We start from the raw sequence: 21,444 nt of genomic DNA, 5'->3' as shown, positions 1-21,444 counted from the left end.
CTGTCACCGCCTCTAAGTCGTTATTCTCTTGCATGTTATGAAGTAAGAATGTTAGAACGTAAGAACGTTTTCCATTTTCATATGCTGTAAATGAGTTACATCATCTGATCTATCATTTGCTCTCTCTTTCGATGTATCTGTGCATCCGTGCCAATGATCGCGGTTGCCGCTTCCATGAATGCTTCGCAGTGCTGATCGATGCGCTGCTGATTGATGTCTTCGAGTGTAGCTATCTCTTCCGCAGGTATGGCCTGCACGCCTTGCATAGCCCCCAGAATAGCGCCGATCATGACGCCGATGGAATCCGTATCGCGCCCCGAGCTGACCCCGTCCTTGACCGCTTCCAGCAGATTGCCCTCGTGCAGCAAGATATAAGCCAGTGCAAGCGGCAGCTCCTCGATGGCGAACAATCGGCTTGGCGTGTAGTGATTGGATGGGATGCCGATCTTGTGTATGCTCCGATGCACATCGTCTCCCATTGGTGAATAGCGCGCGAGCACTTCATGGAAGGAACGAACGATTTCCTCTCGATCCTCCTTGCGGGACTGAAGAAGAAGAGCCGTCTCGCAAATGTCATGTATCGCCCGCTTCGTGCCGTCCTTCGCATAATGCAGCGCCGTATCCGCTATATCATGTACGGTCGCTCCCGGCTCCATTGCCTTCGCAACACAGCATGCCATTACGCCTGCCGCCTCGAGGCCGTAGCTGAGCTGATGCCCAGATGCGAACAGAATTGCCTCATCATAGGCTCCCTTCGGATTGCAGGCATTAACGATGCCGATCGGGGAGATATACATGGCTGCCCCGCAGTTGACCATATTGCCGTACCCGCCTTCGCGCGGTTCACAATTCGCGAGCACATGCCGATTGAAAATATGCTTCTCGGGATAGAACAATCGATCCATAATGAGCGCTTCCCGGCCGAATTCCGGAATATACCGTGGCCGAAACGCAATCTCCTTCACGAATTCATTTGCCATATCATAGGCATCCAGGTGACGGCGTTCCGTAACATATACATTCATTAATGCGAGCGTCATTAACGTATCGTCGGTAATAATGCCTTGGCCTCTCATTCTCCCCTGCCTCGCTGCCTCCGGCCAATCCGCCTTCCACCATTTCGTTTGCGTTGTTTCCACGCGCCCATACTTCTCTTTAATTTCGCTGTACGTCATTTTCTCTACGACAGCACCCATTGCATCCCCATAGGCTGTTCCGTAGATTGCTCCTTGTACTCGCTGCGCAAAAGAAACCATCCCGCTTCTCTCCCTCCTGCCTGAAGAGCGAGGCAGTCGCCTCGCTCCCCGATATCCAGTCTCATACGCTCTAGCTTTCGAGCTTCCTATTTGATCGTTTGATTCGCGTACTCTGTAATTTCCTTGCCACCGGCATCATTCCACGCCTGCACGAACTTGTCGAAGTCAGCTGCCGATTTGCTGCCCATCACGATGTTCGCTGCGAATTCCTTGTACAGCTCATTGCAGGCGTCCCATTTGCCGGCAAGTTCGGCTGGTATTATGAAGGCATTATCCTTGCTCGACAGAGAATCAATCATCTCCAGTGACTTCATTGCCGGTTCAGACAGGTATGGTGTCGCAGGATCGAATTCATGTTCCGGCTTGAAGTTAATCGTAGAGCCGACGAATAGCGGGTACCATTCCGCGAATTTGTCCTTCAGCTTGATTTTGTTGTTAACGATCTCATACTCTTCACCTTCAATGCCGAGCTTGTCGAGCATCTGCCCCTTCGGGCTAGCCAAATATTCGAGTACAGCAAAGGCCAAATCTTTATGCTTGGACACTCTGCTTATCGCAAAGCCGCGGCTTTCCTTGCTGACATCGATCGGCAGGTAGCCTTGCGCCTTGCCTTTCGCTGGCGGGAGAGGCATTACCTTGGCCGACGCTCCATTCTGAGACGTCATTTTGTTATTGTACAGGTCGATCACCTTGCCCTGTGTCCCTGCGATAATGGCAGCTTGGCCATCATAAAAAGCTTTTTCCTTCGTATCCCATTTCTTTGTTAGAAACTCTGGATCAAGCAAACCTTCCTTATACAGCTTGGCATAGAACTCCAGCTTGTCCTTTTCAAAGGATGTAGTTTTGCCGAATGCGTATTTCCCGTCCGCGCCCTTAATCCATGTCGAGGTCAAACCGAATGCTTGTGCGAACATCACATCAAGCTCATCAAGATTGCCCGCTGTCGTGTAGGCAAATTTGGCATCATTCTTTTCTTTCATTTCTTTGAAAAAATGATAATAGTTATCTATGGAAGGATCCGCGAGCAATTCCTTGCCTGTTGCAGACTTAACGAACCAGTCCTGGCGCATGACCGGAATTTGGCTGCTTGTTGGCGACAGCCATACTAAGTACGGATAGTTTTTCGTGCGTTCTTGATTGAACACGTTCATGGATGCTTTGACATGGGTGGATTGTTCAATGTAAGGGGTGAGATCTTCAAGGATTTGCTGCGTGATGGCAAATGCGTAATCCCCGCCTTGGAAGTACATAATGTCCGGAATCGTGCCGCTTTGCAGCAGTAAGCCCAGCTTCTCCGAATAAGTTCCGCTCTGTACTGGAACGACCTCCAGCTTAATGTTCTTTCCTTCTGCCTTCATGCCTTCCTCAATCCCTTTAATCACCCTTGCATCAGGCGGCAGATCCTTGCCGACAATTGATATCGTGACTGCCTCTTGTTCGGATGATGATTGTGCATCTCCCGCATCCTTCGTTCCGCTGGAACCACACGCTGTAGTAAGCATCATCAAGCTGGCAAGCATAAGGAAAATCATTTTTTTCATTGCATTTCCTCCCCCATATTTATAATCCTTTGTGTTCATAGATGGTTTTCAGCACTAAGAAGGCTACTGCATTTTTTGAACAAAATGCATTTCTTTGATCACAATAGCTTGTTTATTCTTTCACTCCGCCCTCCATCACTCCGCTTGTATAATGTCTCAGAATGACAGGATAGAGGATAAGAAACGGGATAATGGCAATGACGATCGTCGCTGCTTTCAGAGATGAGAAATCCAGCTGCGCAACATTACTGTTTTTCAGCAGATCGGCTGTCCCGATTAAGGCCGTGCTGTCCCGCTCCACAACGAACTGCCGAAGCAGCACTTGCAATACGGTATTGTCGCGACTCGATAGAAAAATGCTCGATTTGAAAAATTCATTCCATTTCGCAACCGCATAGAACATCCCGATTGTCAGCAGCGGTATGCGAGCCAGCGGCAGGACGATTTTGACGAACATTCGAATATGTCCGGCACCGTCGATTCTCGCCGCCTCGATTAGGGAGTCCGGGATCTCTTCAAGGAAACGCATCATAATGATAAGGTAGTACACATTGATCATCCGGTAGAATACCATAGCCCATAAGCTGTCGAGCAGATGCAAATCCTTAATGACCATGTATTCCTGCACGATCCCCGGTTCGAAGATCATAATAATAATGAGGAAAATCATAATCGGCGTTTTGCCTACTAAATGTTTGCGGGTCAGCACATAGGCCGCGAGTGTGGTAAAGATAACGCTGATACATGTACCCGTAATTGAAATAAACAAAGAGTTCAACAGCGCCTTGCTGACCAGTGCATTGTTGAGCACAACTTGAAAGTTAATAAGGGAGAAGCCTTGCGGCCAGATTTCATAGCCCCGCAGCATATGAACCTTGTCTGGATTCGACAGCGCTCTGGCAATCAAGTTCATGATCGGGATGAACATCGTTAAGACAAGTGCTGAGAGGATAAGGCCGATCAGCATTTTGGATACGGTTATTTTATTTCGCAAGATGCATCCCTCCTTACCAGGCGCCTTTGTTCGTAATTTTTTTCGATATAAAATGAGTCGACAGCACAAGGATGACCCCAATTAAGCTCTTGAATAAATTCGCTGCCGTTGCGAACGAATATTGGCCATTAATGAGACCAACCCGATACACGTAAGTATCGATGATATCGATCTTGCTATTGACCGAATCGTTCGTGAAGTTCAACACTTGATCCAGCCCGGCATTCATAATGAAGCCGACATTGAGAATGAAGATCGTGACCATCGGAATATACAAATGCGGAAGCACGATCCGCGTTACAATATGCCAGCGACTCGCCCCATCTACATATGCCGCTTCGTACAAGCTAGGACTGATTCCCATGATGGCAGCAAGATAAATAATCGAATCCCATCCGATGCTGCGCCATGCCTCACTCGCCAGCAGAACCCAGCGAATGCTGCCCTTATCAGTCAGAAAGTCATGCGCGGGAAAGCCGAACACTTGAATGAGCTCATTAACGGCACCTGTCGATGGGGATAAAAATTCGAACCATATCCCTGTAATGACGACCCACGATAAAAAGTGAGGCAAATAGGAGATAACCTGAACCGCTTTGCGAAAGCGCCCATTGCGGAATTCATTAAGCATTAATGCGAACAAAATGGGCAGTGGGAAAAGCAACACCAGCTTCATCGCACTAATGATGAGCGTATTCGCCAGAACATTCATAAAGATGGGTGTACTGAATAATTCGCGGAAATATTTCAAACCCACGAACACATGGTCACCCAAAATGCGATAGTCGAAGAAGGCCAGTTTCATTCCGATAATGGGCCATATATGAAAAATGAGAAAATACGCGATACAAGGCAGCAGCAGGAGATAGAGCACTTTGTCCGCCCACACCCGCTTTAATTTCGAAGCCGCTTTCATTTCCACTCACCTCCGGGCGGTTGCTTAGCTGATTTCCAATTCCATGAGCGGCGCATGCTGCTGCGCTCCATATACATCCCGATCGAATACGGTGCCTGAGGACACCTGTCTGGCGAACGTAATTTTGAAGCCGAGCGCTTGGTCGAAAAACACAAGCTGCGTAATATGTTCAAGTGGGATTTGGTATAAACTAGATACTATCTCTTTATTCATTCGACCAGACTGCTTCATTTTGTAATAGAGCTCCGGTTCTTTGAACAAGACGTCTATCGTAATCTCGAAGGGGCCGCTATTTTTGCTTCGAAATACGGCCGCAGCGTCATATAGCTTCATGACTACACCTCTGTATATTCGTTCTTGAACATCTCCAGCCCATCCTCAACCTCCATCAAGTGGTAGACGGAAAATTCATAAACGTCGCCGAACGGCACGTCGCTCGGTGCAAATGGGAATGCCAGATTGCCAGCCGTCGACTTTCTTCCCTCATACCCGTAATGAAGGAAGGTGGAACGGGCAGAGCTGCAAATCGCATTCGCCAGTTCCTGCGTCTTGGCAGTTACCTCGATGACGACACCGAGCTCATGAGCAGGTGCCCGATTCGGCTCCAGCTCTCCCAACACGCCATTCAAGCCATAATTAATGAAATGAATGTGGTAGTCTTCCCTTGAAATTTCATCGTAGTACTCATACACCTGCTGCTTGACCAGTTCCTCTACCTCTTCAATCCGTGCAATAAGGAGCGGATCGCGTACACCGGCAATGACGAAGGTACGGCAGGCCACCTTCATAGCGCCTTCCAGCTTGATTTTGTACACCGGAGTCTCCGATATTCGACTGCCGCTTACTTCTACACTGCCATCACCAAGCTCCGTGAAGATGCAATGCTCCAAATCCAGCGTCAGTCCTGGGCCGTGCAAAATGTATGGATGATCCTTCTCATAAAACGTGTGGGCGGCAACCGACACTGCTGTGCACTTGCGCACCTCGCTAAGCGGCTTCACGATAAAGGAATCCGGCTGCAATATGCCCAGCATGCAATCCTTAGTCGTACCCGGTTCAGCCGACAGCGCGGCGCACTCTAGTATTTTCCCTAGATGATAGGCAAGCGCAGTATCGAATCCATGTAGCATGGCAACTGCCGCAAATGGAGACGGATCATAGGCCCGTCCGCAGATCACAATATCTGCTCCTGTTTGAAGCGCCTCTACAATGGGCTCATGCCCCATCTGCGCCACGATGTTCGTTGTTGCCGCCAAGCGCTCCTGAGTCAGCGGCGCAACCGTCAGGCCTAATGGCGCACACTGCCCGGCATCCAGCTTCGCAGCAACCACCTCGTGAGGAATGTCTGCCCAGATCGTGGCGATTTTGATGCCTTGGAAGCAATGCTCTTCAAGGATCTCCATGATGATGGCCTGCGTCCATTCCACATGTACCTTGGCGCCGCTGCCCCCAGCCGATCCGATGATGATCGGAATCTTCGCCTGGATTCCTGCGTTGATCATAATCTCCAAGTCCTTCTTGCAAGCCTGCTTGCTGACGATTGCAGTTCCCGCACCCAGCTTATGGGGGCCGGCATCCGTAGACCCAGCGTCTACGACAATGGCATCCGGATGATGCGCCATACCGTTCATGAACGAGGCCCTTGGGAAGCCATAGCCCAGCATCCCGCACGGGGCCAGGATTTTGAATTGTTCTTTTGTCATAGGTACCCTCCACCATCACAGTACGCAATGCGTGTTGTAATTTTTTGTTTGCAGCTTGCTATCCGGTGTTCTTTAGGGTCTAGGTGTGAGTTCTAGGGAGTATTGGAAATGTGGGTAATTGGATGATCCAATTTAATGATCAAAAGGAAGCGATGCGCTCACCCTTTTGAGCTTCCATTGTGGAGCAGAATGTTCTGCTTAACTTGTTGCAAGTGATAGAGCAGTGATTCCTTTGCTTTTTGTGGGTTTTTCTCCTTAATGGCTTGTAAAATGCGGTAATGCTCCTTATATACATCGTCCTTGCGTCCCGGAATATGTTCCGTCTTCGCAAGTGTCTTCTGCAGCAGATCGATATGCAGATCGATCAAGTTGACGAGTACAACATTGTGTGTCGCCTTGGCAATAGAGAGATGGAATGCTTGATCCGGATTGGCTTGACCATTCGAATCATCCGAATCATCGGAGTCACGGTCAATCTTGCCCCATTTCTCAAATGCCTGCTCAATCTCCCGAATATCCTGCTCGGTCGCTCGTTCCGCTGCAAGCTCGACGATGCCCGTCTCGAATATCTCTCTTGCTTCGAGCAGCTCAATGATCGTGGCTCGTTCGATATTCTCCAGCATACGCTTCTTGTCTTCCGCTTCGTTCAGCTTCTTGCTCAAGAAGCGTCCACCTCCGGGGCGCGTCTCTATGAGTCCTTCTCGTTCGAGAATACGGAAGGCCTCCCGCAAGGTTCCGCGGCTAATGCCGAATGCTTGGGCAAGCTCTCTTTCTGTTGGCAATACATCTCCCGGAGCCAGGTTGCCTTCGAGAATCAGATTCTCTATTTGTTCAATGACATCTTCATAGACACGGTGGTACTTAATTTTTTTAATCGTCATTGCTCATTACCTTTCATGCGTTTCATTCAAAATTGGGTGACCCAATTATCCGCAACTTCATAGTAATTGGTAATGAAAACGGTGTCAATGTTTTTTTCTAATCCTTCTAATCGAAAAAACGACCCGCAAGGCAGCCTCTTTTCAAGTGCCACACTGCGGGTCATATGCTCTTATGATAGATTATTTTCCACCCTTATAACGCTCATAAGCAGCTTCGTAGATTTCCAAGTAACGCTTCATGTTCATTTGCTCCAGCTGCTTCACATACGCATCCCACTGATCGAAGCCTGCCGCTCCAGAGGCGAACTTGTCGCGCATCTCGTCGATATACGTCTGGATGTCCGTCTGGATTGTCGTCAATTCTTCCTGCTCCTCTGGTGTGAAGTTGAACGATGGCCACACATCCTCCATTTTCACGGAGAATGGCTCTGCATCCTGCGCATTCTTCACAGAAGAAGGATAGCCCTCCGCACCCTTGAAGAACTTCTGCTTCACGATGCCAGGATAGTAGCCGCCCGGCCACGTTAGGTATTGGCTGATGGCTTGATCCAGATTCAGACCATCCTTGTTGTTCTTAATTGCATCTAGATATTCATAGTCACCCTTGTCGTTCACCTGATAGGTAACACCTTCAAAGCCCATGAAGAACATCTTAGCGCCTTCATCGCCATAGAAATGATCAATCCAGCGTATTGCGGCTTCTGGATTCTTCGCTTTGTCCGTCAGGACGAACATACCGAGGTTGCCAAGCGGCGAGCCGATATTCGTCAGCAACTTTTCTCCGTTCACTCCTTGAATGACCGGCATCCCCACATAACCATCCTGATTGTACACGGCCTTCGGATCAACACCGTCCAAGAACCCATATAAGCCGGCGCTCGCCTTCGACGTAATGTCCGTATCCTTCATCGTGAAGGTTTCCTTGTCCAGCAGTCCATCCTTGTATAGCTTAGCGACATATTGCAGCAATTGCTTATATTCATCAGTTGACTGAACAAAACGCAGCTTCCCCGTCGCCGGATCAAGATCCACATTCGGGTTGGCTATTCCGTTCTTGCTTAATCCAAATGGTCCGCGCAAAAAGTTGATCATAATGCTGACGCCCCTGGATCCCCATGGAATCTCATCCTGCTTGCCGTTCTTGTTCGGATCCTTTTCTTTAAACGCTTTCAACACCTGAACCAATTCATCCAGATTCGTCGGCGCCTTCATACCCACGTTGTCCAGCCATTCCTGCTTCATCCAAGGCGTGCCGTAGAACAGCGATTTGAACTCCGGATCAAATATGGTTGGGAAGCCGTAAATGCTGCCATCCGGCATCGTAATTCCCTTTTTTACAATCAGGTACTGCTCCATAATCTTCTTGAAGTTCGGCGCATATTGATCAATGAGGTCGTTCAGCCTGAGAAATGTTCCTTGACTACCGTATTTGATTAAGTCCGTCTTCGGCAGTGCAGAGGCGAAAAACATCTCTGGATAATCGCCGCCAGCCAGCTTAATGTTGCGCTTCTCCTTCAGACTGTCGATCTGCACCGTCTCCCACTCGATATGGATGTTGCTCATTTTCTCGTATTCCTGCCAGAGCATCAGCTTGCTCCAATCGGCAGAAGCGAAGAACTTGCCAGCGAAGGCCGTCATCGTCATTTTGTCCTTCGCGATCGGCATGCCTTCCTTGTTCATCAGCGCCACACGCTCATCACGATTGCCCTCGTTCGCTGCACCGCCGCCTCCGCCTCCGCACGCCGTTACGAGCAATGAGAAGCTCAGCACCACACTAAGCGTCAATGTGAACCATTTTCTTGAACGCATCACATGTCCCCCTTGATTATTCAATATTGGAATACCGGTACCGATAGCCGTGCAATCTACCCCTTCAATGCGCCAATCATGATGCCCTTCACGAAGTACCGCTGCAAGAACGGATACAAAATCAACATTGGCAAATTCGCTACAACGAGTACAGCGTACTTTAACCCTTCCACGCTCATCTTCATCCGGACCGCTGATTCAGAAGTCAGCTTCACGAACTCGCCGGAATCGCTTTGAATCAAGATTTCACGCAGGATAAGCTGCAGTGGGAATTTCTCCTTCGTCGTCAAGTAAATCAAGGCATTAAAGTACGAGTTCCAATGACCCACTGCATAGAAAAGCACCATAACTGCAATAATCGGCATGGATAGCGGCAGTACGATACGGAGCAGCGTTTGAATGTGCGTGCATCCATCGATCATCGCAGATTCCTGAAGCTCACCGGGAATCGACTGCTGGAAGAAGGTGCGCATAATGATGATATTCCATACGGATACAGCATTCGGGATAATCATGACCCACAGTGTATCGAGCATGTTCAAGTTTTTAATCAATAAATAGGTAGGAATCAATCCGCCCCCGAAGAACATCGTGAATACGATAAGTCCGGTTACTAGTCCCCGCCCCGCCAAGTCACGGCGAGATAATGGATAGGCGGCACAGATGGTCATCACGACATTAAGCGCCGTACCGATGACCGTATATAGAATGGTGTTGCTGTAGCCGAGCAGAATGTCCTTGTTTTGAAAAATTTTCGTATAGGCATCAAAATTGAACCCCTTCGGAATGAGCCACATTTCTCCGCGCAGCACATGTTCCGGATTACTGATAGAAGCGCTCAATACGAATACGAGCGGGTACAGAACGATGAGAGTGAGCAAGGTAAGCAGCGTGTAATTGATTAGGTTAAATATGCGGTCGCCAAACGAACGATCGATCATCTTCTGTCCCCCCTTACCATAGGCTCGTCTCGTTGACACGCCGCGCAATGTAGTTCACAACAATCAAGAGCGCAAAATTGACAACGGAATTGAACAATCCAACGGCAGCCGAGAAGCTGTACTGCGCGTCCAAAATACCGGTACGATATACATAGGTGGAGATGATGTCTGAACTGCTCATGTTGAGTGAATTTTGCATGAGGAATACTTTCTCGAAACCGACCGACATGACGCTGCCTAGATTCAAAATGAGCAGAATGATTATCGTGGGCGCTATCGTAGGCAGGTTAATATGCCAGATGCGCTGTACACGTGTTGCGCCATCAATGGTCGCTGCTTCATGCAGCTGGTGATCGACACCAGAAAGGGCCGCCAAGTAGATGATGGAGCTCCACCCCATGGTCTGCCATACATCGGACAGCACATACAGCGTTTTGAACCAACCCGGAGAGGTCATAAAGGTAATTGGCTCGCCGCCCATCGCCACGATCAGATGATTGATAATGCCTGTACTCGGATTCAGGAAAATAAACAGCATCCCTACAACAACGACGACCGACAAGAAGTGCGGGGCGTACGTAATGGTCTGTATGACCTTCTTGAACCGCTCGGCCTTCACCTCGTTCAGCATCAGCGCAAGCAGGATCGGGATTGGGAAGCTTAGCGCCAAGGAATACAGACTGATGAGCACCGTGTTCGTCAGCAGGCGTTCGAAGTAGAAGCTGTTGAAGAAGCGTTCGAAATGCTTGATGCCAACCCACGGACTGTCCCATATCCCCTTATTCGCCATAAAGTCCTTGAAGGCAATCTGAATACCGTACATCGGCAAATAGTGAAAGATGATATAGTACAACACGACCGGAAGCAGGAGCAGATACAGCTGCCAATTCTTCACCAGCCCCCTGCGGATCCGCTCCATTCGACTGTTGCGCCCAGGTTCAAGCTCACTGGAACGCTGCATTGCAAGTTCAGTTGCCTTCATCGCCTCTTCCTCCCTGATGCATCGTCTACGTGCAAGCTATCCGGCTGCTTCATGGATTAGCCCTCCGATAGGATAGCGGTAGCATCCAAATTCGGTATTGGCGAGACAGGGACAACGCCGCCGCCTTGGCGAATCGACTCGGTTGCCGCACAACCTACAGCCACGCTCATACGACCCGCAAGTGGAGTTGCTATCGGCTCCTTCCCATGCAGAATCATATCGACGAAGTCCTTGCAAATGTTCGGATCCGCTCCGCCATGCGATCCCTTCGCCTCCTTAATCTGATACACGCGATCTGCCAGCTCGCGCTCTGTATTGGATTTGCGTGTCCATACGTATACTTTGTCTTCCATTTCGTTATTTTCCATCCGGCCTTCCGTGCCAATAAAGGTGTAGTTCCGCTGATAATCCGGTGTGAAGTGGCATTGTAGATAGGACGCCTTAATCCCGCCTTCCAGCTCCATAATGACCATATTGTTGTCCTCCACATTCACCTCTTCACGGAATGCACATTCGATCAGTCTCCCTGGGCTCGCTTCCGTACATGTTGCCCGCTCCTCACAGCTTGGACAGGTTAAGTCATTCGACTTATCCCCGCCATAAAAGTCCAAGCTGCCGAATGCGCTCACCTTCGTCGCATAGCGCCCTGTAATCCAATGAATGATATCGATATCATGCGATCCCTTCTGGAGCAGCAATCCTGTGCTGTTCTTGGAGTTCGCATGCCAATCGTGGAAATAGAAATACCCGCCCCAGCCTACAAAATGTCTTACCCAAACAGCCTTGATCTCGCCAATTACACCAGAATCCACAATTTCCTTCATTGTGCGGTACATGTTCATGTAGCGCATATTAAAACCAACCATCAGACGCTTGCCGGATTCCTTCCATGCGTTCAAAATGTTGTCGCAGCCTTCCACCGTAATCGCCAGCGGCTTCTCGCAAAATACATGTTTGCCTGCCTTAAGCGCTGCTACGGCATGCTCCTCATGACAAAAATCAGGCGAGGTCACCGCAATCGCGTCGATATCTTCGCGTGCAAGGAGTTCCCGATAGTCTGTCGTGACGAACGCGTCCGGGTTAACATCATCCTTGAATTCCTGAAGGCGCTCCGGATAAATATCAGCTGCGCCCACTACAATGGATCGTCCCTCCGGCTGATGCCAATATTTCGCGATTGTCCCTCTTCCACGTGCACCAATCATGCCAATTCGAACTTGCTTCTCTGTCTTCATTTCCTCATTCTCCTCTCGATTATGCTTGCAAGCCTTGTGCAAAATGCCCGCTTGCAGCAGCACATCGCCCTCTATAGTAAAGCGCTTTCAATACGCGATGCCGCTAGTTCTCTTGTGCAGCAGCTAAATGCAGGTAAGGGGAAATAAGCGTCAGCAAATAAAGCGTGCAGCACATTGGCTAACGTTCAATCAGATATTTTTCTAGTCGGCTTCTTCCATGGTGAGGTATTTAGAATTCATACGAGACGGGATTCATAGGATCTAGGTGCACTTGATCTATTGGATGTATTAGATCTATTGGATTCTTGGGTTCATAAGGAGTTTTCTTCTTGCACCATGCTGAATGGTGAATATATGAAGTGTGTCTGATGTGATGGATCTTCTAGTGTGATGATCGTGATTGATGGTCAAGTGATGGGAATATAATAGTGCTACCCAAGTACTTAAGTTTGGGTATTGAATCACTTTGCGCAAAAAAGACAAATATATTTGGGGTAAAATCTCTTGAAGTTTGGATAAAAATATAGCGAGCACATTTACTGAAAATGGTTCCATCTGCAAGCTTGTCGTCATTATATTACGCTAAACTTTCCTCCGTCAACACGTTTTTGGATGAATTTTTCATCAACCAAATTTTAAATATTTGGGGCAAATATCCAAACTATGCATCTCCCTCAGCTTCTCCGTATTGCATGGAGTTGATCAGTTTCAATACGGCGTACAGGAATATCCGTGCAATCGGCGAATACAACATAGGTAGAATAAATCGTCCCCTTCACACTATAAACAGGTAAGAGAAGGAGTTTGATGACATGAGTAAAGTGCTAGTACTCGGGGGAACCCGCTTCTTTGGCAAGAAGCTTGTAAACCTGCTTATTCAAGAAGGCTCGGATGTTACCGTTGCAACACGAGGACATACGGAGGATTCTTTCGGTGATCAAGTGACGCGTATCCATCTTGACCGAACAGTGCCTGAACAATTGCGGCAGGCTGTCGGCGACACGGAATGGGATGTCGTGTACGATAATATCGGCTATCACCCGCAGGATGCGTTCCATGCTTGTGAGATATTTGCTGGCAAGGTGAAGCGGTACATCTTCACTTCAACCTTGTCTGTCTATCCCTTCGGGCAGATAGGCTATTCCGAAGAGGAATTCTCCCCATATACATACGCCATACCAGCCAATCTTCCGCAGGAAATCGCATATGGCGAAGGCAAGCGGCTTGCTGAAGCCGTCCTGTTCCAGCATGCTTCCTTCCCCGTATGTGCCGTCCGGTTTCCAATCGTGCTTGGCATGGATGACTATACGAAGCGGCTTCATTTCCACATCGAGCATGTACAACAGGGGCTTCCTATCGGACTTCCGAATCCACAAGCCGAGATGAGCTATATCACTTCGGATGAAGCAGCCCGCTTCCTATTCTGGCTGAAAAACCAGCACTTCGAAGGGCCTGTCAACGCCTGCTCGGACGGGGTACTGTCGATCCGTCAGATCATTCAGCTCATCGAAGAGGGAGTAGGCAAATCTGCACTTATCGTAGACACTTCCGATCCACAGCAGGCAGCAGCATTCGATACCGCTCACCTGTCTCCGTTCGGCGTGCCGGAGCAATGGGGCCTGGATACAAGCAAGGCAGCACAGCACGGATTCAAGTTCGACTCGATTCAGGACTGGTATCCTCAACTCATTACATCGATTATCAGTTCCCGTTCGTAATAGGACAGGCTCGAAGTAAAACACTCAAGGATCCGGTTCAAAAGTCCGTCTTACATTTTGACCCCTACATGGGAGTGAATATGCATGACAAAAGACGCCTTTCCCCCACTACACTGTGGCTTTAAAGGCGTCTTCGTTTATCTTATAGGACTGATCTCCTGTTTAACAGCTATTGAGAACAGCCTCATCCGCTTAGGTAGACTTGCGTACAATCAGAGAAAAAGGGAGCAGCATTCGGAAAGGCGCTGGATATGGATCCGTCAGTCCATCCAATAAAGCCTTCGCGGCAGCATACCCCATCTCGTACTTCGGAATATGAATAGACGACAATGGTGGAGAGCTGTATTTGGCGAACTCAATATCATCAATGCCTATGAAGGCAAGATCCCCGGGAATGGACAGTCCCTCTTCCGCCGCTGCCCGCATCGCAGCAATTGCCATCATATCGCTGGCACAGAACATCGCAGTAGGCCGATCTACTTGTTGTACTAGCTGCTTCATCTGTTCATAACTGCGATCCGCATCCCATTCAGCGTCAATGACCCAATTCGGGTTCCATACACAACCCGCTTCCTCAAGAGCGATTCGGTATCCCCGATACCTCTTCTCCCGCTCCAGTTGTCCAAGCAGCCCTTTCCCTCCAATAAATCCAATTTTGCGGTGCCCATTCGTGATGAGATGACCAACCGCCACCCTTGCCGCATTCATCCGATCGTAGGAGATGACCGGAATTGACGGATCTGCTACATCGATCCCAACAATGTTCGGCACTCTCTCCTTCAGCCACTTATATTGAGCAGGATCCATTCCTTCTACACAAATGATTCCGCTAAGCTGATACGACTTCAATAGGGATTCAAACAACGTGGTGCTTCTCAGTTCAGCTTGGGTATGTAAAAAAGCAAGTGAAGCTCCTGCCTCAAACAGCTTGGCTTCTATTCCTTGAATAATCGGAGAAAAGTAAGGATGATTGTACTTGTTGTCAGGAAGTGATAGGATGCAGCCAATCGCATGAGTGGACATAGGAGATGTGTGATGCCGCGTTCGGGTACGCGCTTTGGGATTGGCTATAGGTGTTACCTGATAATTGAGTGTTTTGGCGGCCTGCCATATTTTCTGCTTCGTCTCTTCACTTACTCGCCTGCTGTCATCATGATTTATAACGCGTGAGACAGTCGATATCGAGACTCCGACCTTCTCTGCTATATCTTTCAGTCTGACCATGATCTCCTCCCCTGGCAGTATGACTTATTCTTCGAAGTCGGTAAGCAGTCTAGTTGTAAATCACAGCATACCACAGCGATCATGCACTTAAAAGCATGAAGTACAAGGCGGCGCGGTTCACTCACTTCCCCTCACTTTCCCTCACTGTTTCGGGAAATTTGGCTTCAGCCGCTTTTTTTTGCAAATAGGGACATTTTGTCCCTGACCAATAGCCAATGCCGTGCATTATATATTAACAATAGGTCAGTTCTATCCGCTTTGTGCAGGAACCTGTGGAGGGTCGCTAGGATGAAATACATGCTCGGCATCTTTTATGTGAATCGCCTTGATCTATTGTATCGGGCCATTGCCAGTATCCAGCCCTACTGGCCGCATACGGTTATCATCGATAATTCAGACAGCCATGACCTCCGTCATGAAGCAGCCTTATCCTCTATCGTTTCGATTTACGAGCCCCCTGTTCCCTTCTCACATAGTCAATCGCAAAATATGCTGCATCGATGGGGCGCTGAGCGGCAATGTGACGCTGTTCTCTATATGCACTCCGACGCAGAAGCTCATGAAGGCGTTCCGGATGCATTCTTCGCTACACTAGCAGCATGGCAGCAGACTGGGCATCGATGGGGCGTCGCCTTCACTAACTTGGATACGCTCGCTGCATTTCACATGGACGCAATTAGAGCTGCTGGACCGTGGGACCACCTGCTTCCTATGTACTTCTCCGATCAGGACTGGTACCGAAGAGTCGTGCTGGCAGGATACCCGATCGTTCCAACCGGACTGGGCGTGACCCATCATAATGCCGGGGCTTCGACGGTTAAGTCCAATCCCCTGCTCACCCATCTCCATCACGTTACCTTCCCGTTGTACCACCACTATTATGAGACCAAGTGGGGCGGTACTCTAGGGAAAGAGACCTACCACCTTCCATTCAATCAATTCCCGCTGAATCCCGTTGACAATTATCTTCCTGTCACGTAACCCCTGAACACGGAACGCGAGGCTCGATTATCTCTGTCTATCATAGATAGAATGAGGGAGTGTATATCGAATGAAAAAATGTATTGTATTCGGAAATTGTCACGTATTTCCCATACGCAGGTATTTGATGGCATCTCACACATTCCGCTACAGTTATAAGCTGGTAGATGTGCTCCCTATCCAAAACTGCAACCAAGAGATCGGTATCGGCGATCATGTGCTGAACGATTGTGATTTGTTCATTTACATGAAGACGAGCGATGCCTACGGCGAGCGCTTGTCTAGTGATTACTTGTTAAGCAGGCTGCCGCCCCATTGCAAGAAAATTAGCATTGGCAACGCCTACTTCAAATCCTACTACCCTCAATTTACTTACAATAACAAGAATACGCTGTATGGATACGAGGATCAGAACGTTCTCCGGTTATTGAAGCGAGGAGAGAGCAAGGAACGAATTGTCGCCATATTGTCTGACGAGCAATTCTATTCCGCCAAAGAACTGCAAATGATCCACAACGAATTCATGTATAATCTCCGTCAACGCGAATTCGACATTGATATTCCACTTGCGAATTTCATCGAGCAGCATTATCAGAAGGAGCATCTATTCTGCACGGTGTGCCATCCCCGCTACCATATTATCCGCTACTTAGCGATGAACATTTTGCAGCGAATCGGAATTTCTACGATGGAAATTGCGAAAGCCTTTTACGATTCAGACTTCATCGATTTGATTCACCCTATTTATCCAAGCGTCATTAAGCATTTGGATCTGAGATTTCTGCAGCCAGGTGCTCGTATCTATTCGCTGGGAGATGAGAAGTTCACCTTCCAAGAATATATCGCACGGTACGTGGATATTCACAGCCAAGAACTGCAAACGGTGTAGGGTTCACATCATCTCATCGAATAACCCGGATCATATGTAAACAAATCAGAGAGCACTCAGCTCTCTGATTTGTTCTGTCTTCAAAACATTCTCGGTCTTCTATTTTGATTTCGCCACAAGTTCTCTGGTTAATGCATAGACCTTTCCTTTTTCATTTATAGCCGCCGAAATGCTTGGACTGCCCTTTTTCAAAAATGTATAGTTGTTATCCTCTACCTTCACTTGGTATCCTGTCACGTCGATGCCGAATATCTTCTTAATCATCGGATTCATTGTTTTTATTGCTTGTGCGGCGGTATACTTTGGCTTAGCGAACTTCTTCTTTAACTCTTCCTTAGAACGGGAAACCGGGCTTTCTTTGCTCCAAACTATGGCTTCTACCTTATTCGTAGCCCTATCCACCCACACAATTATCGATTGCTCATACTCAGAGAATGAATAACTATCAGTCCCTTCCACTACTAAGCGTTGGATGGAGTCGAACGTCAATTTTTTTCCGCTAGTTAATGCACCTACCGCCTGCCGGACAGCCTGAACGGTCTCCTGATTAAGCTGAGTCATCGGCACATCATAAATTGCAGTTCGCACTTTTCCACTCTTTGAGTCGAAGACAAGAAGATAAGAACCTATGGCGGTGATTTCACCACTTGTTCCACTTATGCTCAACGTATCAATATCGTCATATGAAAGGTTCTGGTCTGTTTCCTTAATGGTTGATTTAAGTTTCGTCCGGATGCCCTCGTCCAAGGATAATAGCTGAGGATCAAGCGTGATTTCGTAGACTTCACCGGTTTGTTCTTTTATTGCAACTGCTGCTGCCCTTATCTTCTTATCACCTTTTACGGGATTCGTTACGGTTCGGAATGCTTTCGAATATAGAACAGGCACTTTCTTCCCATCGATTTCATGGGAATATTGAACGCCCTCAAATTCAATTTCCTCATTTATGAACGGCTTCAAAGCCTCCTGCGCCTTCTCCACCATCTCCTTGTCCAAATCCATAACGTTCTTCGTGAATCCCGGCTCACCCTGCTTCGAATTAGCCGCCGCTGCATCGGATGCAGGTGCCGGAATGGATGCCATAAGAAGCGCTGCAATTACAGATAAAAGAAATACTTTGTATCGGTTAATGAATAGATCCCTCATCTCCATATATATCAGCTTCCTATTTTATCCTCACTCAGAACTTTAATCCAGAACTTTAATCAAGCTTTACCTAGGGCTTTGCCCATTAATTCCTCTTTCCGTTCTCAGGCATCAGACTGATACCGTAACAATTCCCTTTTAAATCCACACTGGCCGCTATCGTAGGACTGCCTTTTTTCGTAAAAATAAATCTACTTCCGTATTTCGACTCCTGCTTCGCCTCGTACCCGCTCAAGTTTATATTGAATATTGATTTTGTTTTGGCTTCTACCGCAGCCTTCACCTTCTTGATGTCCAAATCCGCATATGCTTTATCTTTTTCAGGAACATCCATTTTCTTTATAAGAACATCATAGATTTTACCCGTAACAGCACCGATCTCCAGGCCTATCCACTGCTCTTCATCACCGCCGCTAATTCGCCATACATAGGAATCCTCCTTCATTTTCGGATCATTGTTCACGAACTTGTGCAGTTGGGCTTTCGTTAATGCTGGATTTCCGCCGTTCGAAAATTTCTTCAAAGCTGCTTCTGCATTTTTCCGTACTGAAGCGTCTATATTCTTATAGGAGAAGTCGATATAAGCGGTATGATCCTGATCTGTCATGGAAGCGGCAAAATCCTCACCCAGCATTGAAATACGGGTTTCATTCGGGGATTTATGTAGATCCACTTGTTTCGGTGCATACTTCCGTTTATTATTCAGCTCCTTAAGCAAGCCAATCATCTTGTCCTGCTTGGCCTTTTCTAATTGATCGAAGGTGAGGCGCAGGTTCAAAAACACGATTTCCTTCGTGTTCTTGTTCATCATCATATTCCCTATATTGTCTTTGAAAGTAATCGTCAAGTTCACTCCTTCCATGTTCACATCGGCCTCAACGATAGACAAGCCTGACAAATCACGAACCTCTTTTTTTATTTTCTCTTGAATCTCCTTATCTACATCTGTTAGCTTCATCGTATTCTGATCACTTGCCTGTGTGACCGTCTTCGCCGCATAAGATTCCGTTGCAAGTAAAGCTGTCAGTACAAGCGCTGCTGCCGTCATACATATCCATACTTTGTTCCATGATTTCATTTGAAATTGCTCCCTTCAGCATTGTCAGTTGATATGTTCCTTTTCTGTGTACCTATTCCGTTAAGGGGATTGTCATTTCCAAGTCTTTGATGTAATCCACCAGTGGTGTATCTTCCGTCACGAACGTCAGCTTCTGATCGGGCGATACCTGGTCATATTCCGCGACAAAGCGATAATTCTCGGGATCGATCACCCGGATTTGCTCATCGATGAGCAATTGCCCTTGCTCGTCTTCCACATATAGACGACGACCGTTATCGAACGGATTGTCACCAACCTTGTTGTAATAAACAAAAAGTCTGGTATCCTTCCATTCCATGCGCGTCACTTCCAAATGTCCAGCCGCTCCTTGGCTGAGAATAAGTGGCTTCTCTTCGCTTGGCATTTCGTTAACCGTAGTTTTATTTTGAGACAATGGCTTCTTAGAAAATATTCTGAAATACGGCTTCAACGTAATCGATTTCGGTGGACGTTGGAACGGTGCGAAATTGAAGTTGCACGTAATGTGCTCGATCCCATTAATCAACGTCCCTGATCCATCCCTCCCGTTAATTGGCTGGAGTTCATTTCCGCGATCATCGAAGATGGCAACATTAAGTACCAATGGCATCAACTCTTTAGGACGGTGTGGATGCTCGTGTTTCAAAATAACCCGCGTTGACACTTCCGACATTTCGATTTTATCTACTTTCACGACGGACTCCCCGTACTTTCTGACCATGTCAGATGTGATGGTTCGCGAAGCAACCTTTTTCACGGGGAAGCTGAATTCGAATCGATCCTGCTCCATTCCCTCCAAGAACACAAACAGCTTCAATTCGAACTCATCGGGTAGATTCCAGTTAGGTGTAAAGTTAATGACACTGTTTACCGTCTTGCCGTCTTCCGATAGGATGCGATCCCGTAAACTGTTTGCAAAATGATCGAGTTCACCGTCAATCGCCAGCTTTACCTGTTCGATTTTTCGCCCAGGCGCCAGCTGAACGAAGCCCACGGATAATCTTGCTCCATCGTACATGACCTTGGATACTTTCAGCGTTTCTCCGTTTATCGTCACGCTTTGATTGACATTATCGACGAGCCCCTTTTCATCCGCTGCCTGCAGCCCTAAGTCCCCCGCAATCGTGAACACGGTATTCAGAAGCGGAATCTTCTTCAATGTCTGCGCCATCACCGGCGACACAAACCCAGAACCGATAATGCCCATGCCGATAAAAGATACCGCTGCCGTTATGACGGCGACTTGGCGCAAGCGTCTCTTTTGTCGGCTTGCTGCATTCGATCGCAGCGCGTGAACGGACTGCACTACACTCTGCTTCACAACATCTGGCACAGCATCCCGCTTAGCCGCCAGGTCTCGCAGCTCTGCATAGGTAGCGTCGTAGCGCTGCCGCACCACTTCAGGGACTTCGCGGGGCTCATTGGCAGTCGCCTGCTTGAGCACATGCTCCATATCAACATGTTTCATAGTCGCCCGTCCTTTCAAAAGGATTGTCCATCACCTTCGCCAACGCTGCACGGGCCCGATGCAAGCGCGACTTAATCGTTCCTTCTGTTGTGTCCAGCAGCTCTGCAATGTCTCTCACAGACATGTCCTCAAAATAATGCAGCGAAATGACGATGCGGTGATTATCCTCCAACCGATCAATCTCCGCGATCAGATCCAAGTACTCGATATGCTCATTGTCCGCAGCAGTTGCCGACTTCATTGGAAGATCAGCCATGACGACAACCCGCTTCTGCTTGCTGACTAATTGATGACATTCATTCATTACAATACGGAACATCCATGTCTGGAAGTAGGCAGGTTCTCGTAAAGTATGTATCGCGCGAAACGCCTTGAATATCGCCTCCTGAATCACATCAGCGCAGTCCTCATCCCGCTTCAAGATGGAACGTGCTACCCGATATAAACTGCGCTCCATACCTGTAATAAGCCGAATAAATGCTTCGCAATCTCCCTGCTGTGCCAGCCTTACTTCGTCCACCGTTAGCACATTGATAATCCTCCCTCAAGATTTGAATAAGCTTATTCTATTACGTTAGATTGGATATGAAGGAAGTTGGTTCCATCCAAACAACATTTCATTTTGGCAGGACAAAAAGCCGTTCATGACAAACCTCCCCAATTAAGAAGGGGCGAACAGATG

The 21,444-nt window shown here is 48.0% G+C and carries 19 protein-coding genes; 3 read left to right on the top strand and 16 right to left on the bottom strand.

Features of this window, described 5'->3' with window-relative positions:
* Positions 1–95: 95 nt before the first annotated feature.
* The 11 genes from BP95_RS0109135 to BP95_RS0109085 all read right to left on the bottom strand — a co-directional run bounded on the left by BP95_RS0109135 (position 96) and on the right by BP95_RS0109085 (position 12,258).
* On the bottom strand, positions 96–1,256 hold the full coding sequence (locus tag BP95_RS0109135) for an ADP-ribosylglycohydrolase family protein (protein ID WP_021255371.1): 1,161 nt from the start codon (positions 1,254–1,256) through the stop codon (positions 96–98).
* An 86-nt stretch (positions 1,257–1,342) separates the two neighbouring features.
* Positions 1,343–2,797: an extracellular solute-binding protein gene (locus tag BP95_RS0109130; protein WP_028531975.1), complete on the bottom strand. Its 1,455-nt coding sequence runs from the start codon at positions 2,795–2,797 to the stop codon at positions 1,343–1,345.
* A gap of 112 nt (positions 2,798–2,909) precedes the next feature.
* Positions 2,910–3,791 carry a carbohydrate ABC transporter permease gene (locus BP95_RS0109125; protein WP_021255373.1) on the bottom strand — a complete coding sequence of 294 codons (882 nt, stop codon included), beginning with the start codon at positions 3,789–3,791 and terminating at the stop codon, positions 2,910–2,912.
* A 13-nt stretch (positions 3,792–3,804) separates the two neighbouring features.
* Complete coding sequence (locus BP95_RS0109120) at positions 3,805–4,707, bottom strand: ABC transporter permease (RefSeq protein ID WP_028531973.1); 903 nt, start codon at positions 4,705–4,707, stop codon at positions 3,805–3,807.
* Positions 4,708–4,731: 24 nt separating this feature from the next.
* Positions 4,732–5,040 (bottom strand): DUF4387 domain-containing protein, encoded by a 309-nt coding sequence (locus BP95_RS0109115; RefSeq protein WP_021255375.1) that lies wholly within the window; start codon positions 5,038–5,040, stop codon positions 4,732–4,734.
* 2 nt (positions 5,041–5,042) lie between these two features.
* On the bottom strand, positions 5,043–6,410 hold the full coding sequence (locus BP95_RS0109110; protein ID WP_021255376.1) for an acyclic terpene utilization AtuA family protein: 1,368 nt from the start codon (positions 6,408–6,410) through the stop codon (positions 5,043–5,045).
* Between the two features lie 158 nt (positions 6,411–6,568).
* Positions 6,569–7,291: a FadR/GntR family transcriptional regulator gene (locus BP95_RS0109105; protein ID WP_021255377.1), complete on the bottom strand. Its 723-nt coding sequence runs from the start codon at positions 7,289–7,291 to the stop codon at positions 6,569–6,571.
* Positions 7,292–7,471: 180 nt separating this feature from the next.
* Positions 7,472–9,100: a type 2 periplasmic-binding domain-containing protein gene (locus BP95_RS0109100; RefSeq protein ID WP_028531972.1), complete on the bottom strand. Its 1,629-nt coding sequence runs from the start codon at positions 9,098–9,100 to the stop codon at positions 7,472–7,474.
* A gap of 56 nt (positions 9,101–9,156) precedes the next feature.
* Positions 9,157–10,041 carry a carbohydrate ABC transporter permease gene (locus BP95_RS0109095; protein ID WP_021255379.1) on the bottom strand — a complete coding sequence of 295 codons (885 nt, stop codon included), beginning with the start codon at positions 10,039–10,041 and terminating at the stop codon, positions 9,157–9,159.
* A gap of 13 nt (positions 10,042–10,054) precedes the next feature.
* Positions 10,055–10,960 carry an ABC transporter permease gene (locus BP95_RS0109090; protein WP_231515080.1) on the bottom strand — a complete coding sequence of 302 codons (906 nt, stop codon included), beginning with the start codon at positions 10,958–10,960 and terminating at the stop codon, positions 10,055–10,057.
* A gap of 119 nt (positions 10,961–11,079) precedes the next feature.
* Complete coding sequence (locus BP95_RS0109085) at positions 11,080–12,258, bottom strand: Gfo/Idh/MocA family protein (protein WP_028531970.1); 1,179 nt, start codon at positions 12,256–12,258, stop codon at positions 11,080–11,082.
* Positions 12,259–13,070: 812 nt separating this feature from the next.
* On the opposite strand from BP95_RS0109085, the gene BP95_RS0109075 reads away from it, so the two are divergent.
* A complete protein-coding gene (locus tag BP95_RS0109075) occupies positions 13,071–13,976 on the top strand; it encodes an NAD-dependent epimerase/dehydratase family protein (RefSeq protein ID WP_028531969.1) in 906 nt (301 codons plus the stop codon).
* 192 nt (positions 13,977–14,168) lie between these two features.
* On the opposite strand, the gene BP95_RS0109070 is transcribed toward BP95_RS0109075, so the two are convergent.
* Complete coding sequence (locus BP95_RS0109070) at positions 14,169–15,200, bottom strand: LacI family DNA-binding transcriptional regulator (RefSeq protein ID WP_021255383.1); 1,032 nt, start codon at positions 15,198–15,200, stop codon at positions 14,169–14,171.
* A gap of 288 nt (positions 15,201–15,488) precedes the next feature.
* Between BP95_RS0109070 and BP95_RS0109065 the strand changes: the two genes are divergently transcribed.
* Together BP95_RS0109065 and BP95_RS0109060 are read left to right on the top strand one after the other, a co-directional pair.
* Entirely contained in the window at positions 15,489–16,181 is a 693-nt protein-coding gene (locus tag BP95_RS0109065; RefSeq protein WP_021255384.1) for a glycosyltransferase family 2 protein, read from the top strand.
* 70 nt (positions 16,182–16,251) lie between these two features.
* Positions 16,252–17,070: a WcbI family polysaccharide biosynthesis putative acetyltransferase gene (locus BP95_RS0109060; RefSeq protein WP_021255385.1), complete on the top strand. Its 819-nt coding sequence runs from the start codon at positions 16,252–16,254 to the stop codon at positions 17,068–17,070.
* Positions 17,071–17,169: 99 nt separating this feature from the next.
* Here the strand turns inward: BP95_RS0109060 and BP95_RS31835 are convergent, their stop codons facing one another.
* From BP95_RS31835 to BP95_RS0109040, 4 genes are all read right to left on the bottom strand, one after another.
* Positions 17,170–18,222, bottom strand: a complete 1,053-nt coding sequence (locus tag BP95_RS31835) for a hypothetical protein (protein ID WP_021255386.1) — start codon at positions 18,220–18,222, stop codon at positions 17,170–17,172.
* A 79-nt stretch (positions 18,223–18,301) separates the two neighbouring features.
* Positions 18,302–19,294: an Asp23/Gls24 family envelope stress response protein gene (locus BP95_RS0109050; protein WP_021255387.1), complete on the bottom strand. Its 993-nt coding sequence runs from the start codon at positions 19,292–19,294 to the stop codon at positions 18,302–18,304.
* A gap of 52 nt (positions 19,295–19,346) precedes the next feature.
* Positions 19,347–20,762: a DUF4179 domain-containing protein gene (locus BP95_RS0109045; protein WP_028531968.1), complete on the bottom strand. Its 1,416-nt coding sequence runs from the start codon at positions 20,760–20,762 to the stop codon at positions 19,347–19,349.
* A complete protein-coding gene (locus BP95_RS0109040) occupies positions 20,749–21,291 on the bottom strand; it encodes a sigma-70 family RNA polymerase sigma factor (RefSeq protein ID WP_051614033.1) in 543 nt (180 codons plus the stop codon). Before BP95_RS0109040 ends, BP95_RS0109045 begins: the two co-directional genes overlap by 14 nt.
* Positions 21,292–21,444: the final 153 nt, after the last annotated feature.

Origin of the sequence: Paenibacillus sp. UNC217MF (assembly GCF_000686865.1) — a bacterium.
Taxonomy (GTDB): domain Bacteria; phylum Bacillota; class Bacilli; order Paenibacillales; family Paenibacillaceae; genus Paenibacillus_B; species Paenibacillus_B suaedae.
Note: the sequence above shows the minus strand (reverse complement) of the source record. Positions and strands in the feature narration are given on the sequence as shown.